Source organism: Lichenibacterium dinghuense, from assembly GCF_021730615.1.
Taxonomy (GTDB): Bacteria; Pseudomonadota; Alphaproteobacteria; order Rhizobiales; family Beijerinckiaceae; genus Lichenihabitans; species Lichenihabitans dinghuensis.
On the sequence record NZ_JAJLMN010000001.1, the window covers coordinates 1,279,970 to 1,295,000 of the forward strand.

Sequence of the window (15,031 nt, forward strand, 5' to 3'; positions counted from 1 at the left end):
GGCGCGGCAGGCCTGCTGTTCGGAGAACGCCGATGCGCCTCGTCCCCGGTCCCGTCACGCGCCGTCTCGCTCTCGTCGCCGCTCTCGCCCTCGGAGCGGCAGGTCTCGGCCTGCACGGTGCGCAGGCCGCCGACACCCTGAAGGTCGGCGCCAACATCGGCAACCTGCCCTGGGAGTTCCAGGACGCGCACGGCGAAACGGTCGGCTTCGAAATCGACCTCATGAAGGAGGTGGCGAAGCGCCTCGGCGACGAGGTCACCTTCGTCAACATCCCCTTCACGGGCCTGTTCGCGGCCGTTCAGTCCGGCCAGATCGATGCCGCCGTGTCGTCCATCACGATCACGCCGAAGCGCCTCGCGAGCGTGTCCTTCGCGCAGCCCTACTACGACAGCGACCAGTCGCTGAGCGTGATGGCCAAGTCCGGCATCGCGGACCTCAAGGGCATGGCCGGCAAGGTGGTGGGCGTCGACACGGGATCGACCGGCGACATCTACGCGACGCAGCACCAGGCCGAGGACAAGTTCGCCGAGATCCGGCGCTACGAGGGGCTGGCGCCCGCCATGCTGGACCTCGCGGCGGGCCGCATCGACGGCTACGTCAGCGACATCCCGGCGCTGCAGTATTACGTGAAGGACAAGCCGGCCTACAAGGTCGTCGAGCGCATCCCCACGGGCGAGCGCTACTCGGTGATGTTCGCCAAGGACAGCCCGCTCGTCGGCAAGGTGGACGCCGTCCTGACGACGCTGAAGTCCGAGGGCTTCATCGCCAAGCTGCACGAGAAGTGGTTCGGCGTCGCTCCGGACGCCACCACCAGCACCGTGGTGAAGGCGGAGATCCCGAAGCCCTGAGGCGGGGCGTGAAGGCCGCGCGCGGCCGTGTCGCTCGTCGACACCTTCCTGAACTGGGGCGTGTTCCGCGACGCGCTGCCCTTGTTGCTCACCGGGCTCTGGGTGACGCTGGGCCTCGGCGCCGCCGCGGTCGCGCTCGGCTTCGCGGGAGGCCTGCCGCTGGTGCTGCTCCGGCTCTACGGCGCGTCGCCTGCGCGCTTCGCGGCGGTCGCCTACATCGACGTGTTCCGCGCCATCCCGGTGCTGGTGCTGCTGATCGTCATCTACTACGCGCTGCCCTTCATCGGGCTGCGCCTGTCGCCCTTCGCTTCGGCCACCGCCGCGCTCAGTCTCGTGTCGGCCGCCTATTCGGCCGAGATCCTGCGCGCCGGCATCGAGGCGGTGCCGCCCGGCCAGGTCGAGGCCGCCCGCGCGCTCGGCATGCCGCCGCCGCTCTGGATGTGGCGCATCGTGCTGCCCCAGGCGGTCCGGCTCGTGGTGCCGCCGCTCACCTCCAACGCCATCAACGTGTTCAAGGACACGGCGCTGGCCTCGGTCGTCGCCATGCCGGACCTGCTCAAGCAGGCCACCCAGGCCCAGGCGCTGGCCGCCAATCCGACCCCGCTGATCGGCGCCGCGGCGATCTACGTCGCGCTGCTGCTGCCCTGCGTGCGCTTCGTCGGGTTCTACGAGGCGCGCCTCCGGCGCCGCGCCCGATGACCGCCGATGAGGGATCCCACCGTTTGCTCCTGCGACCCGAGCCGCTCGACGCCGCCGCCTTCGCGCCCTTCGGCGCCGTGCTGGCGCCGACCGGCCCGGACGGCCTGCCCGACCAGGCCGGGACGCGCGCCTTCCTGGGCGGGCGCGGCGACGTCATCCGCTACGGGCACGGCCAATGGCACGCCCCCATGGTGGCGCTCGACGCGGGCGGCGACATGCTGATGCTCGCCTTCGAGCGCGGCAAGGGCGGCGACACGATCGAACACCGCCTTCCGGCGGCGATCCTCGTCGCCGGCCGCCCCCCCGAACGGAACCGAAAGACCATGACGCTCGACATCGACCACGTCCGCCGCCAGTTCCCGGCCCTCGCCGACGGCTTCGGCTACCTCGACAACGCCGGCGGCTCGCTGGTGCTGGAGCGCGTCGCCGACCGTGTGCGCGACTACCTGCTCACCACCAGCGTTCAGACGGGCGCCTCCTACCCGCAGTCGCGCCGCGCGGTGGAGCGCCTGACCGAGGCGCGGACGCGCATCGCCCGGCTCGTCAACGCCGAGCGACCGGAGGAGGTCGTGCTCGGCCCCTCCACCACCGTGATGTTCCAGTTCCTGGCCCGCGCCATGGCGGGCCGGCTCCGCCCCGGCGACGAGGTCGTGGTCACCGACTTCGACCACGAGTCCAACATCGGCCCGTGGCGGGCCCTGGAGGAGCGCGGGATCGTGGTCCGCACCTGGGGGCTCGACGAGAGCACCTTCGAGGTGTCGCTCGACGAGCTCGACGCGCTGATGAGCGAGCGCACGCGGCTCGTCGCCGTGACGCATTGCTCCAACATCCTCGGCACCGTGAACCCGATCGCCGAGATCGCCCGCCGCGTCCACGCCCGCGGCGCCGAGATCTCGGTCGACGCGGTCGCCTACGCGCCCCACCGCGCCGTCGACGTTCGTGCGCTCGACGTCGACTACTACGTGTTCAGCTTCTACAAGACCTACGGGCCCCACTTCGCCGTGCTCTACGGCAAATACGACAAGCTGCTCGAACTCGACGGCCTTTACCATTACTTCTACGGCCGCGAGAAGGTGCCGCAGAAGCTGGAGCCCGGCAACACCAACTACGAGCTCGCCTGGGGCTCGGCCGGCATCGTCGACTATCTCGACGAACTCGGCGGCGGCACGGGCGACCGCGCCGCGGTGGAGCGCGCCTTCGCCGACATCGCCGAGCAGGAGACGCTCGTCGGGGCGCGGCTGCTCGACTACCTCGGCTCGCGCAACGATGTTCGCGTGATCGGCCGGCGCACCGCCGGGCCGGAGCGCGTGCCGACGATCTCCTTCAAGGCGGAAGGGTGCGACAGCGCCGCGGTGGTGGCCGCCGTCGACCGGCACGGGCTCGGCATCCGGTACGGCGACTTCCATTCCCGCCGCCTCGTCGAGCGGCTGGGCCTCGCGGGGGACGGCGGCGTCGTGCGCGTGTCGATGGTTCACTACAACACGCTCGGCGAGGTTGACCGGCTCGCCGCCGCCCTCGACGAAGCGCTGCGCTGAGGAGGCCTGTCCTGACCGATCCGTCGGGGCCGCTCGGCGGCATCGACGGCCACGTCCACGTCGATCAGCACCAGGGCGAGGGCATCGCCATGGCGGACGGCTTCCGCTCCGGCACCATCAGGCCGACAGCGGGGTGAAGCCGCCCGCCATCGACGATGTGGTGTCGGGCCTGAGATTCCTGTTCAACGCCACGCTCGACCGGCCGGACCCGTCGCGGCGCCCCGTCCCGGCGCGCTACACCCAGGATCCGCCGACCGTGCTGAACGTCGAGGGAATCGGGCGGCGGCTCGAAGCGGCACGAGGCCCGAAGGTCAGGGCCGCGCTCGGGATCGGGCCACGGGGCCGCGGCGCCCTTCGCGCGCAGGATCGACGGCCCGCCGGACGCCCTCACGTGAGCGGTCCGATCAACGCCCCCCAGCCCAGGCGCTCGCGCACGGCGTAGACCTCGCGCCGCAGCCAGGCGTCGACCCCGAGCGCGCGGCCGGCCGGCAGCACGGCGAGGGACCCGCAGGCGAAGATCAGGAAGACGTAGCTCCAGGGCCACTCCGACGGGTCGCCCGGCCGCTGGTTGTAGATGCCGAGCCACAGGTTGACGGTGAACAGCGCCGCCAGCGTGCCGGACAGGCGCACGACGACGCCCAGCATCAGCGCCGCCGCGAAGAACAGCTCGGCGAAGTAGACCAGCGGGTTGAACAGGAGGAAGTGCGGCAGCACCACGTCCTTCACGAGATCCGCCTGGACCGCGAAGGAGGCCCGCCCCACCATCTGCTCGGTCCAGTAGTGGAGGCCGTTGTGGAGGCCGAAGGGCAGCTTCCACAGCGTGCCCTGGAACCACATGCAGCCGATCATCACCCGCACGAAGAACCACCACAGCGTCGAGCCGCGGCGCTGCTCCGGGTCGTCGGCGAGGTTCAGCACGGCGACGAACAGGCTCGCCGCGAGCAGCGCGTAGAAGAGCGCCAGCAGGGCGAAGCGCCAGAGCCCGAGGGCGAGGAAGTCGCCCGTGTTGGCGGACAGGAACGCAAGAGCGTCCTCAAAGGGGTTCGACATGGATTGGCCTCAAGGATCTGCGGCGGGCCGGCAGCCCTGCTGGAGGCGGACCGGGAGGTCGCCGACCCGCAGGGCGCGCCGGAGCCACCGCGAGACGGCGTCGACGGACAGGGACAGGAGCGCGGTGGCGGCGATCAGCACGAGCGCCGCATCGAGGCGCAGTTCCGAGATGGCGCCGTCGACGTAGAAGCCGAGCGTCGCGACCCCGAGGATGCCGAAGATGGCGCTCTCCCGCAGGATGATCTCCCAGCGGTACAGCGCGTAGGCCAGGAACTGGCCGTAGAGCCGCGGCAGCGTCTCGTAGAGATAGAGGTCGGAGCCGCGCGCCGGCGCGTCGGGCCGGTAGGCGAGCGCGTCGGCCTGCCGGCCCATCAGGTAGCCGATGACGGCGCCGTTGTGCAGCGTGAGCGCGATCACGGCGGGCAGCATGGAGGGGCCGAGCGTCTGCAGCAGCACGTAGGCCAGCATGTAGTCCGGGGTCGAGCGCGCCACCACGAGGAGCGCCCGGCCGAGCGGCCGCCCCCAGGGGCCGGCGAACCGCCGGCACACGAGCGGGAACAGCACGAGCGACAGGAGGGCGGTGGCGCAGAGGGCCATCTGCGACAGCACCAGCGTGCGCAGCGCGCCCGGCAGCGCCTGATGGAGGAGGATGTCGCCGAGCCAGCGCGCGAAGGCGGCCCAGGGCGCCGCCGAGGCGAGGTCGGCGCCCCGGAGGGGGGCCGGCACGGCGTCGTGGCCGAGGAAGCGGGCGAGATTCGCCAGCGCGTGGCCGCCGGGCAGGCCGGCCGGCAGCACCACGACCGCGGCGACCACCAGGACGGGGACGGCCCGCGGCCGCGCCCACAGCCGCCGCGTCGCCACGAGGGCGTAGAAGCAGAACAGCAGGGCGGACGCCTGGCTGAACTCCCCCGCCTTGAAGTAGGCGTCGAGCTCGAAGCCGATCGTCGGCAGCCCGATGAAGCCCAGCACCAGGGTCGAGCGCAGCCCGCATTCGAGCCGGTACATGGCGTAATGGCCGAACTGCTCCAGGAGGTCGGGCAGGCGAGCGTAGAGGAAGGCGGAGGCGGTGCCCGTGCCGACGGGCAGCACGCGGAGGGCCGACAGGTCCGCCTCATCGATCATCTCGGCGTAGACCTTGGCGAAGATGCCGGCGTAGGGCAGCGCGATGGCGAGCACGCCGGTGAGCGGCCCGAGCCCCAGCACCTGCATCAGGAGCAGGGCCCAGAACAGCTCGTGCACGGAGCGCAGCAGCGCGCAGAGCACCCGCACCGCGAAGGACCTCGGGAACGCCAGTGCGAGCGCGAGCCCGGACGCGCCCCCGGCGCCGACGCCGAGCAGCGCGAAGGCCACGGTGTCGGCCAGCGCCCGCCCATTCACCGCGAGCACGTCCGGGGTGAGCAGGCCCCTGAACAGGCGCGACAGCTCGGCGAACGGGTGCGAGGCCGTGACGGCGAGGTCGCCGAAGCGGAGCGCGACCACCCCGAGCAGCAGGAAGGCGAGGCTCGTGTTGACGAAGCCGGGCCGGAAGGGGGCGAGGGGCTGGCGGAGCGGGGCGTCCGTCACGGCTCAGCCCGCGTAGAAGCGCGCGAGGTCGGCGGGCCCGAGGTCCGCCGCCGGCGCGTCGAGCGCGATGCGGCCGCCGTCGAGCGCGACGATCCGGGTGGCGATGCCGAGGGCGAGCCGCACGTCGTGTAGCGCCAGCACCAGCGTGCCGTGGCGCGCCGCGAGGCGGTCCAGCACGGCGGCGCCCTGCCGGGGGTCGAGCGCCGACACCGGCTCGTCCCCCACCGCCACGGGGCGCCCGTCGTAGAGCGCGCGGGCCACCGACACGCGCTGCCCCTGGCCGCCCGACAGCTCACCCGCCCGCCGGAACATCTCCGGCTCCAGCCCCACCTCGGCCAGCACGGCGCGCACCTCCTCGACCTCGCGCCGCCGCGGGCGGATCAGGGTGCGCAGGTTGAACAGGGCCGAGTGGCGGTCGAGCCGGCCCATGTAGACGTTGTGGAAGACGCTGAGGCTGCGCACCAGCGCGGCCCCCTGCGGCACCAGCGCGGCGCGGCCCCCGGCGCGGGCGTAGACGAGGTTGAGCAGGGTCGACTTGCCGGCGCCGGAGCGCCCGAGCAGCGCCACGCGCTCACCCTCGTGCACCGCGAAGTCGAGATCGCGCAGCACGGTGCGGCCCGCGTAGCCGACGGCCGCCTCCGTGACGCGGATCGCGGCCCCCGCCGCGGGGCATGCCCCGCCCACCGGCCGCTCAGTCCAGGAGCCCGGCCGCCTTGGCGACGGCCTCGACGGGGGCGTATTCGGCATCGTCGGCCGGCACGAACTTCGAGCGGCCGAAGGGGGCCAGGATGGCGGGGTCCGTGATGCCCACCAGCGTGTCCTGGAGCTTCCGCGTGAAGCCGGCCCCGTAGGTTCCGTCGACGTCGCCCCGCACCGTCCACTGGTAGTCGGGGAAGGGCGGCGAGCGCCAGATCACCGACACCTTGGACTCGTCGACCTTGCCGGCCTTCCGGTCGAGGTCCCACACCGAATAATCGACGACGCCGAGGTCGTAGGCGCCCGACTGCACGAGCTGGATCGTGCGCGAATGGTCGCCCGAGAAGCCGACCCGGGAGAAGATCTGCCCCGGCTCCTTCCCGTCGAAGGCTCCGCGGATGTAGTATTCCGGCATGACGCGGCCGGAGGTCGAGGTGCGGGCGCCGAACGTGAAGGTGCGGCCCGCGATCGCCTTCTGGATCTCCGGCGCCTCCTTGAGGCCCGTGTCGCCGTTCGCGATCATGAGGCTCCGGAACGCCGTGTCCTCCGCGCCCTGCGCGATGGCGCGGCTGCCCGGCACCTTGGCGCGGGCCTGCACGCCGGTGACGCCGCCGAACCAGGCGAGCTGGACCTCGCCGTTGACGAAGCTCGTCACCGCGGCCGGATAGCTCTTCACCGGCACGTAGCGCACCGGCACGCCGAGCTTCTCCTGAAGGTAGCTCGCGACCTTGCCGAAGCGCTCGGCGAGGCGGGTCTCGTCCTGGTCCGGGATGGCGGTGAAGACGAAGGTGGGCTTCTCGGCCGCCAGGGCGGCGGGCGCCTGCAGGGCGGCGGGGGCGAGCGCGGCGGCGATGGCGATGGCGAGGGCGGCGAGCTTCATGGCGATCCTCCGGGCGGGCGTTCAGGCGACCGACACGGTGCCGTCGCCAGCGGCGAAGGTGCCCACCACCGCGGCGCGGCCGAAGCCCCGCTCGCGGGCGCGGCCCATCACGGCGTCGAGGTCGTCCGGCGACACGGCGACGAGCAGGCCGCCCGAGGTCTGCGGGTCGCACAGGAGATCGCGGCTCCAGGCCGGCAGCGCGCCGCCGAGCCGGACCTCGTCGCCGAAGCCCGCCCAGTTGCGCCCCGAGGCGCCGGTCTTCACGCCCTCCGCCACGAGGGCCGCGACGCCGTCGAGCAGCGGCAGTGCGGCGAAATCGACGTCGAGCGACAGGCCCGAGCCCCGCACCATCTCCAGCGCGTGACCGAGCAGGCCGAAGCCGGTCACGTCCGTCATGGCGTGGACGCCGGGGATGGCCGGCATGTCGGCGCCGAGCACGTTGACCTGCGTCGTGGAGGCCACCATGGCGTCGTAGCCGGCGGCGCCGAGCGTGCCGCGCTTGAGCGCCGCGCCCAGCACGCCGACGCCGAGGCCCTTGGTGAGCACCAGCCTGTCGCCCGCCTTCGCCCCGACGTTGCGCAGCACGCGGTCCGGATGGACGAGGCCGAGGGCCACGAGGCCGTAGATCGGCTCGGGCGCGTCGATGGAATGGCCGCCCGCCACCGGGATGCCGACGTCGGCGCAGACCGAGGCGCCGCCCGCCAGGATCTCCCCGATGGTCTCGACGGGCAGCTTGTCGACCGGCATGCCGACCAGCGCCAGCGCGAAGATGGGGCTGCCGCCCATGGCGTAGACGTCCGACAGGGCGTTGGTGGCCGCGATGCGGCCGAAATCGCGCGGGTCGTCCACGATGGGGTTGAAGAAGTCGGTGGTGGCGATCAGCGCCTGCGCGTCGTTGAGGCGGTAGACGGCCGCGTCGTCGCCCGTCTCGTGGCCGACCATCATGTTGGCGAAGGGCCCGGCCTCCGGCATCTTGGCCAGGATCCCCTTCAACACGGCGGGCGCCAGCTTGCAGCCGCAGCCGCCGCCGTGGGCCAGGCTGGTCAGGCGGAAGGGTGCGTTCATGGGTGGGTCTCGCTCCGCAGGGCCGCCGTCGCGCTCGCCGGCCGCTGTTGGGGTTGAATCGCGCGGGCCGCCGCCGAGGTTACGCCGCCGCGGCGTCCGGCGATAGCTGCCCGCCACCCCGCCGCGGGCGCGGTCCGCGCGGGGGACGTCACGCCGCCTCCGACCCGTCGCGCCGCGGTGCGGGGACGGGCTCCGCGCGCCGCAGCGTCACGGCGAGGCGCAGCACCGTTCGCACCAGCACCGCGGAAGCGCGCAGCGTCGGCCCGAGCCGGCCCGACACCTTGGACACGCCGCCGACCCGGCGCCGGCAGCCGACCGGCACCTCCAAAACGCGCAGGCCGCGCGCCGCCGCGCGCATCTGCATCTCGACGTTCCAGCCGAAGCTCGTCTCGGCCATGCCGAGCGCGTCGAAAGCGGGCCTGCGGATCGCGCGGAACGGCCCCATGTCGGTCGAGCGCACGCCGTAGAGCGCGCGCAGCATGAGGCCGGCGATGCGCCCCGCCGCGACCTGCGGCGCGCCGAGGCTGCCCGGCTCGCGCGGGCCACGGAGGCGCGAGCCGAGCACGAGATCCGCTCGGCCGCCCAGCACGGGGCCGACCACCTCGCCCGCCAGCTCCACCCGGTCCGAGCCGTCGCCGTCCACGAAGGCGATCACGGCTGCGTCGGCCCGCGTGGCCGCGGCGCCAGCCGCGCAGGCCCGGCCGTAGCCGCGGCGCCGCTCGACCACGACGCGCGCGCCGGCCGCCTCCGCCCGCGCCGCGGTGGCGTCGCGCGAGCCGCCGTCGACCACGATCACCTCGTCGAGCCCCGCCGCGAGCAGCGCCGACACCACGCCGCCGATCGCCGCCTCCTCGTCGAGGCAGGGCACGACGATCGACACCACGCCCTCGGCGCCCCCGGCCCGCAAGGCCCTACAGGCTCCAGCGCAGGCCGCAGTTCGCGCAGGCGGTCGGCGGCCGGTCGGACTGGAGCGCGGCCCGGAAGTCGCGGTAGCGGGCGCCGTTCCAGATCTCGCGCAGCGTTTCCTGCGTGGCGTCGCCGAGCGTGTAGTTCTCGTAGCCGGCCTGGGCGAAGGGCGCGATGCAGCAGGGCAGCGCCCGGCCGTTGGCGGTGAAATACATCACGGTCCAGGGCCGCCCGCACAGCGACCACGGATTGCTGTCCGCCTTGCGCTCGAGGCTCAGGCCCGGCTCGGAGGCGGCCCCCGAGGCCGAGAAGACGAGGCCGAGCCGGGACGCCACGCGCTCGGCCTCGGCGATGTGCTCGGCTTCCCCGGCCGCGAGGCTCTCGAACAGCGCCTGGTCGGGCCGCGCGAGGCCGACCGCCCCTTCCTCGAAGAAGACGAGGCGCTGGAGGTAGACCTCGCGCACGCCGATGTCGGCGGCGAGGCGCACGAAGGCCGGCAACTCGGCGACGGTCTCCTTGAGGCCCGTGAGCCAGGCCGAGACGCGCGGCTTGGCGAAGCCCTCGCGCTCCTGCATGGCGCGGAAGCGGGCGACGTTCTTCAGGATGCGCTCGAAATAGTCGACGCCGCGCACCGCGAGGTAGCTTTCCCGCGTCGAGGCGTCGAGCGACACGCGCAGCTCGTCGAGGCCGGCGTCCACCAGGGCGCGGCCGTTGCGCTCGTTCAGCACCGTACCGTTGGTGTTGAACAGCACGTAAGTGCCGCGGTCCTTCAGGTGGCGCACCATCTTCGGCAGATCCTTCACCAGCATCGGCTCGCCGACGCCGTGCAGAACCGCACGCTTGAGATCCGGGATCTGGTCGACGATGCGGGTGAACAGGTCCCACGACAGGTCGGCCGGCGGCTCCAGCTCGACGTAGGTGCGCGGGCAGGTGGTGCAGAGCAGGTTGCAGCGGTTGGTCACCTCCAGGTAGAGGCAGACGGGCGGCCGCACCGCCACAGGCGAGCGCTGCGGGTCGGCGGCCTCGTGGTAGCGGCGGGGATCGACGGCAGGCGACACCGGCGCCGCTTGGTCCGCCACGGCCGCCGTCGCGTCGCCGGCCCGGGCCTCATCCAGCGTCATGGCGCATCTCCCCGCGGCGCCGGGTCCAGACGTCGCGCGCCGCCGCGAGGAGCGCGAGTCCCATGAGGAGGGACCACCGGGCGAGGAAGCCCGGCGCGTCCCCGTGGAAGCTGTAGAGCAAAAAGCCGCCCGTGGTCAGGACGAAGGGGCTCCACAGGCCGAGCAGCGCCGTGAAGGGCGCGGCGACGAGGAAGTACCACGGGAAGGTCGGCGTCAGAAGGCACAGGAACGCCACGGCCAGCAGCGCCGTGCCGCCGAGCGCCGCGCGCAGCGACGGGTCGCCGCGCCGCCGCGTCCAGAGAGCGAGACCGAGCAGCGCCGCGGCGGCGAGGGACGCGTAGGCGCCGGCCATCCAGGGGCGCGCCAGCCCCGCGGCGGCGAGCAGCGCCAGCGGCAGGACGCCGCCGCCCGTGTCGAGGCCCTGCTCGCGCGCGTAGTTCGGCAGGAAGCCGACGACGCCCGTCCCGGCCGACAGCGCGAAGGGGAGGTAGCAGAGCGCCGCGAGGCCGAGCACGGCGAGCGGCAGGAGCACGCGCCAGGGCCGCCAGAGAGCCGGCAGGCCGAGCGCCGCCGTAGGCTTGACGAGGGCGCCGAGCGTCATGGCGGCCGCCGCCGCAGTGGGCCGCGCCGTCCCGCCACCCCAGGCGAAGGCGCCGAACACGGCCGCCAGCACCGCGGCATCCGCGTGGCCGTTGCCGGCGATCTCCCACAGCGGCGCCGGGTGGAGCAGGTAGAGGGCGAGCCATTCCCGCGGCCGCCCGAGGCGGGCGAGCAGGCGCGCCATGGCCAGCACGGCCACGCCCTCCAGCAGCACCATCGCGCCCTTCATGGCGAGCACGCTCGACGAGACCCGCGTCACCAGGGCGAACAGGGCCTCGGCGACCGGCGGGTAGATCGTCACGGCGTAATCGCGCTTGTCGATCAGCCCGTACTGGGCGGGGTCGCGCAGGGCCAGGAGCGCCGGGTCGGCGGGCACGTGGGTATAGGGGTCGAAGCCGGCCGCGACGACCCGCCCGTCCCAGATGTAGCGGTACACGTCGCCCGACAGGGTCGGCACCGTCGGCAGCAGGGCGAGCCTCAGCGCGACCGCGACCGCTACGACGCCCGGCAGGGCCATGCGGGCCCGGCTGCGCAGCGCCAGCGCGGCGGCGGCGAGCGCGAGCCCGCCCTGCGCGAAGGCGCAGCCATAGAACAGGAGGTCGCTGTGCGCCCGGCCTTCCGCCGTCCCCCAGGTGCAGAGCGCGACCAGAGCCAGCACCGCGGCGAGCACCGGGGAGGCCTGGCGGGAGCGCGCGACGGGCCGGGGAAGCGCAGCGGCGGTCACGCGGGCAGGATCCCGGCCGCCCGCAGCACGGCGCGGGTGGCGGGCGCCGGGGCGCCTCGCGCCGCGAGGCCGGCCGGGGGGCGGCCCGCGAACTCGCCGAGGAGCCAACCGAGGCTTTCCGCGTCGTCGACGTCGTACCAGGGCGCGACCTCCTCGACCGCGAGCCCGGCCGCGGCCGCGGCGGCGCGGGACTGCGCCATCACGGCGGGGGTGCTCCAGCTGATGTCGGCGAAGAGGCGCGGCTCGCGGCGCTTGAGGCCCACCAGCGTGTAGCCGCCGTCGAGCGCCGGGCCGAAGACGGCGCGGTCCCCCGGCCGGCGGAGCGCCTCGACGGCGACCTCCAGGGTGGCTTCGGGCAGGGTCGGGCTGTCGCCGTTGACCAGGATCGCGCTCTCATGGCCGCGGCCGAGGAGGTCTGCCGCCGCGGCGTCGAGCACGCGCCCGAGCACGGGATCGGTGTGGATCGCGAAACCGAAGGAGGCGGGCAGGATGGGCGCCAGCGCTTCCGCGGCCTCGGCCGGCGAGCAGACCGCGTAGCCCCGCGCCCCGACCCGCGCGCCCACGCGCTCCACCGTGGCGGCGAGGTCCGCGAGGAAGGCGCGGGACAGGTCCGCGGCCCGCTCGGCGCCGAGGCGCGGGATCAGCCGCGTCTTCGAGCGGCCGGGGATCGGCGCCTTGCAGATGATCGCGATGGCGGCCGTGGCTTCGGGCAAGCGGCGCGTCTCCGGTTGAGCTCGACAGACCCGTTACGTTCCCGCGGCGGAGAGGTTTCGCCGGTCACGCGGTCCGCCGCGCGACCGCCACATGCGCCACGGCGCCGAGCGACACGCGGCCGAGCCCCTGGTCGGCCTCCAGGGCCCGCGCGAACTCCGCCTCGACGGCCGGCCGGTCGGCTCCGAGCCCGGCCATCAGCGCGTCGAGCCCCGGCGCGAAGGCGAGGTCGCGCGCCAGCTCCCGGGCCGAGGCCGCCTCGAGCCTGGCCTCGAGGCGCAGGATCGCGGCGCCGGGGAAGCCGCCCTCCGCCATCAGGGCCGACAGCGCAGCCGGCTCCGCGTAACGGAGCTGCGCCGGCAGCGACCCGGACGACGGCGGACCCGGCACGGGCGGCCGCACCGCCGCCACCGCGGCGCCGATGCGCGAGGCGAGCTCGTAGGCCCGCGGTTCAGTCCAGGTCACGACCGCGACGCCGCCGCCCGGCACCAGCGCGCGGCGGATCGCCCGCAGCGCCGGGACGGGGTCTGGCAGCAGCACGATGCCGAAGCAGGACAGCGCCGCATCGTAGCGGTCCGGCGGGAGGTCGAGTGCCGCGGCATCGGCCACCTCGGCCGTGATCCGGCGGCCGCCCGCGCGCTCGCGGATCCGCGCCGCCATGCGGGGCGAGCCGTCGACCGCCCGGACCTCGGCGCCCCGCGCCGCCGCGAGCAGCGCGGCCCCGCCCGCGCCGGCGCAGACGTCGAGCAGGCGGGCGCCCTCCAGAGGCCCGAGGGCATCGAGCGCCCGCGCCGCGAAGGCGTCCGTGAGCGGCTCGAACACGGCCTCGTAGCCCGCCACGTGGCGGTCCCAGAGCGCGGGATCCTGATCGGGCTGGCGCGTTTCGTCGCGTGTCACTAGAAGAGTTCCAGATCGCTGCCCCGGCGGGGCGCCCCGGACGGCAGGCGCCCCCATGACGATCCATACACCCGTGACGGCCCCGCCGGCGAGCTTCAGCCTCGGCCTGGGCCTCACCAACGAGTGCAACCTCGCCTGCTCGTTCTGCTACCGCGACCCCAGCCGCACCGACCGTCTGACGCTGGACCAGGTCGAGGCCGTGATGGAGCGGCTGCCGATCCGGTCGGTCAACCTCGGCACGGGCGAGAACGGCATGCATCCGGACTTCCGGCGCATGCTGGCCTACTTCCGCACGAAGCCCGTCAAGCTCACCATCACGTCGAACGGGCACTCGATCCGCGTGCTCGCGGACGAGGACGTGCGCTCCTTCGCCGAGGTCGAGTTCTCCCTCGACTACCCGACCCGCGAGGAGCAGGACGCGCAGCGCGGCCCCGGCAACTGGGACCTCGTGATGGACCAGGCGGCGCGCTGCCGGCGGCTCGGCGTCGGGGTGACGATCATCGCCGTCATGATGCGCACCAACGTGGACCGACTGGACGAGATCGCCGCGGTGGCGAAGCGCTTCGACGCGCCGCTGCGCATCAACGTCTACCAGGCGGTGCGGACCGACGCCTTCGCGCTGACCTACGAGGAATACTGGCGCGGCTTCGAGGCGCTGTTCGAGCGCACGGACGTGATCGCCATCGGCGAGCCCCTGGTGCGGGCCATGGCGGGCCTGCCGCCGCGGCGGGGCGGATGCGGCTCCTCGACCGTGCGGGTGACGCCGCGGGGCACCGTCCAGCCCTGCGTCTACTGGCCCGGCGGGGGCGCGCCGCTGGCCGAGCTGCTGGAAGCGGGCCCCGCGGTGGTCGACACCGCGCCCTTCGCGGCGGCCCGCGGCGTGCCGGAGGCCTGCCTCCCCTGCGCGCACCGGGACACCTGCGGGGGCGGCTGCGCGGGCCGGCGGCGCCTGCTGGAGCGGCCGGCCGAGCCCGACCCCTACTGCCCCGTGATGCGCGGCGAGGACCGGCGCCTGGCGGTCCGCATGGCGCCCGCCCGCGACCTCGCCAAGATGGAGAGCGCCTGCACGACGATCGTCACCGCGCGCTGAGGGCACGGCGCCGGCCCGGCGGTCGTCTGGCCTTCCGTTCGACCTCGCGCGGGCCGCGGAAACGCAGACCCGCCGCGACGAGGTCGCCGGCTCGGCGGCCGCGCGCGCTTCCGCTCGCTCGGCGAGGGGCAGGTCGACTTCGGCGACGTCTTCTCCCGGCTGGCCCGGCACGGCTATGCTTCCTGGGCGGTGCCGGAGCGGGGACGCTGCCCGAAGCACCCGGAGGACGGCGCGCGCGGCCGGCGCCTGCCGGGCCTCGGCCGACCGGAAACGGAAGCGAGACGTGACCATGACAGGCAGGCACGACGGCCGGCGCATCCGGCTCGGCATGGTGGGCGGGGGCGAGGGCGCCTTCATCGGCGCCGTGCACCGCATCGCGGCCCGGCTCGACGACCGCTACGAGATCGTGGCGGGCGCGCTGTCGTCCACGCCCGAGCGATCGGCCCGCTCGGCCGAGGCGCTCGGCCTCGCCCGCTCCTACCCCGATTTCGCCGGCATGGCGCGCGAGGAGGCCGCCCGCCCCGACGGGATCGAGGCGGTCAGCATCGTCACGCCGAACCACCTCCACGCGGCCGCGGCCCACGCCTTCCTCGACGCCGGCATCCACGTCATCTGCGACAAGCCGATGACCGCCACTTTGGGGGAA

15 protein-coding genes (1 of these 15 only partly in view) are annotated in these 15,031 nt (G+C 74.2%); 5 read left to right on the forward strand and 10 right to left on the reverse strand.

What is annotated here, in order from left to right; translation table 11 throughout:
- Positions 1–32 precede the first annotated feature (32 nt).
- From L7N97_RS06085 to L7N97_RS06095, 3 genes are all read left to right on the forward strand, one after another.
- Positions 33–848, forward strand: a complete 816-nt coding sequence (locus L7N97_RS06085; protein ID WP_237477447.1) for a transporter substrate-binding domain-containing protein — start codon at positions 33–35, stop codon at positions 846–848.
- A 27-nt stretch (positions 849–875) separates the two neighbouring features.
- Entirely contained in the window at positions 876–1,547 is a 672-nt protein-coding gene (locus L7N97_RS06090; protein WP_237477448.1) for an amino acid ABC transporter permease, read from the forward strand.
- A gap of 323 nt (positions 1,548–1,870) precedes the next feature.
- Positions 1,871–3,082, forward strand: coding sequence for a cysteine desulfurase-like protein (locus L7N97_RS06095; protein ID WP_342398953.1), 1,212 nt, complete (start codon positions 1,871–1,873; stop codon positions 3,080–3,082).
- 387 nt (positions 3,083–3,469) lie between these two features.
- On the opposite strand, the gene L7N97_RS06100 is transcribed toward L7N97_RS06095, so the two are convergent.
- From L7N97_RS06100 to L7N97_RS06145, 10 genes are all read right to left on the reverse strand, one after another.
- A complete protein-coding gene (locus L7N97_RS06100) occupies positions 3,470–4,132 on the reverse strand; it encodes a TQO small subunit DoxD (RefSeq protein WP_237477450.1) in 663 nt (220 codons plus the stop codon).
- 9 nt (positions 4,133–4,141) lie between these two features.
- Complete coding sequence (locus L7N97_RS06105; RefSeq protein WP_237477451.1) at positions 4,142–5,695, reverse strand: PhnE/PtxC family ABC transporter permease; 1,554 nt, start codon at positions 5,693–5,695, stop codon at positions 4,142–4,144.
- A 3-nt stretch (positions 5,696–5,698) separates the two neighbouring features.
- Positions 5,699–6,379 (reverse strand): ATP-binding cassette domain-containing protein, encoded by a 681-nt coding sequence (locus L7N97_RS06110; RefSeq protein ID WP_237477452.1) that lies wholly within the window; start codon positions 6,377–6,379, stop codon positions 5,699–5,701.
- Between the two features lie 7 nt (positions 6,380–6,386).
- Positions 6,387–7,271, reverse strand: coding sequence for a putative selenate ABC transporter substrate-binding protein (locus tag L7N97_RS06115; protein WP_237477453.1), 885 nt, complete (start codon positions 7,269–7,271; stop codon positions 6,387–6,389).
- 21 nt (positions 7,272–7,292) lie between these two features.
- The gene (selD, locus tag L7N97_RS06120) at positions 7,293–8,336 is read right to left on the reverse strand and encodes a selenide, water dikinase SelD (RefSeq protein ID WP_237477454.1); all 1,044 of its coding nucleotides are present in this window, start codon (positions 8,334–8,336) and stop codon (positions 7,293–7,295) included.
- A gap of 148 nt (positions 8,337–8,484) precedes the next feature.
- Entirely contained in the window at positions 8,485–9,243 is a 759-nt protein-coding gene (locus tag L7N97_RS06125) for a glycosyltransferase (protein WP_237477455.1), read from the reverse strand.
- Positions 9,244–9,247: 4 nt separating this feature from the next.
- Positions 9,248–10,363 carry a radical SAM/SPASM domain-containing protein gene (locus L7N97_RS06130; RefSeq protein WP_237477456.1) on the reverse strand — a complete coding sequence of 372 codons (1,116 nt, stop codon included), beginning with the start codon at positions 10,361–10,363 and terminating at the stop codon, positions 9,248–9,250.
- Complete coding sequence (locus L7N97_RS06135; RefSeq protein WP_237477457.1) at positions 10,350–11,687, reverse strand: MptA/MptB family glycosyltransferase; 1,338 nt, start codon at positions 11,685–11,687, stop codon at positions 10,350–10,352. Before L7N97_RS06135 ends, L7N97_RS06130 begins: the two co-directional genes overlap by 14 nt.
- Positions 11,684–12,400, reverse strand: a complete 717-nt coding sequence (locus L7N97_RS06140) for a TIGR04282 family arsenosugar biosynthesis glycosyltransferase (RefSeq protein ID WP_237477458.1) — start codon at positions 12,398–12,400, stop codon at positions 11,684–11,686. Before L7N97_RS06140 ends, L7N97_RS06135 begins: the two co-directional genes overlap by 4 nt.
- 64 nt (positions 12,401–12,464) lie before the next feature.
- On the reverse strand, positions 12,465–13,295 hold the full coding sequence (locus L7N97_RS06145) for a class I SAM-dependent methyltransferase (RefSeq protein WP_237477459.1): 831 nt from the start codon (positions 13,293–13,295) through the stop codon (positions 12,465–12,467).
- Between the two features lie 55 nt (positions 13,296–13,350).
- On the opposite strand from L7N97_RS06145, the gene L7N97_RS06150 reads away from it, so the two are divergent.
- Positions 13,351–14,385: a radical SAM protein gene (locus tag L7N97_RS06150; protein WP_237477460.1), complete on the forward strand. Its 1,035-nt coding sequence runs from the start codon at positions 13,351–13,353 to the stop codon at positions 14,383–14,385.
- A gap of 289 nt (positions 14,386–14,674) precedes the next feature.
- Positions 14,675–15,031, forward strand: partial view of a Gfo/Idh/MocA family protein gene (locus L7N97_RS06155; RefSeq protein WP_237477461.1) — the beginning only. Its footprint extends 801 nt past the window's final position; the window shows 357 of its 1,158 coding nt (coding positions 1–357); the start codon lies at positions 14,675–14,677; its stop codon lies beyond the right edge, outside the window.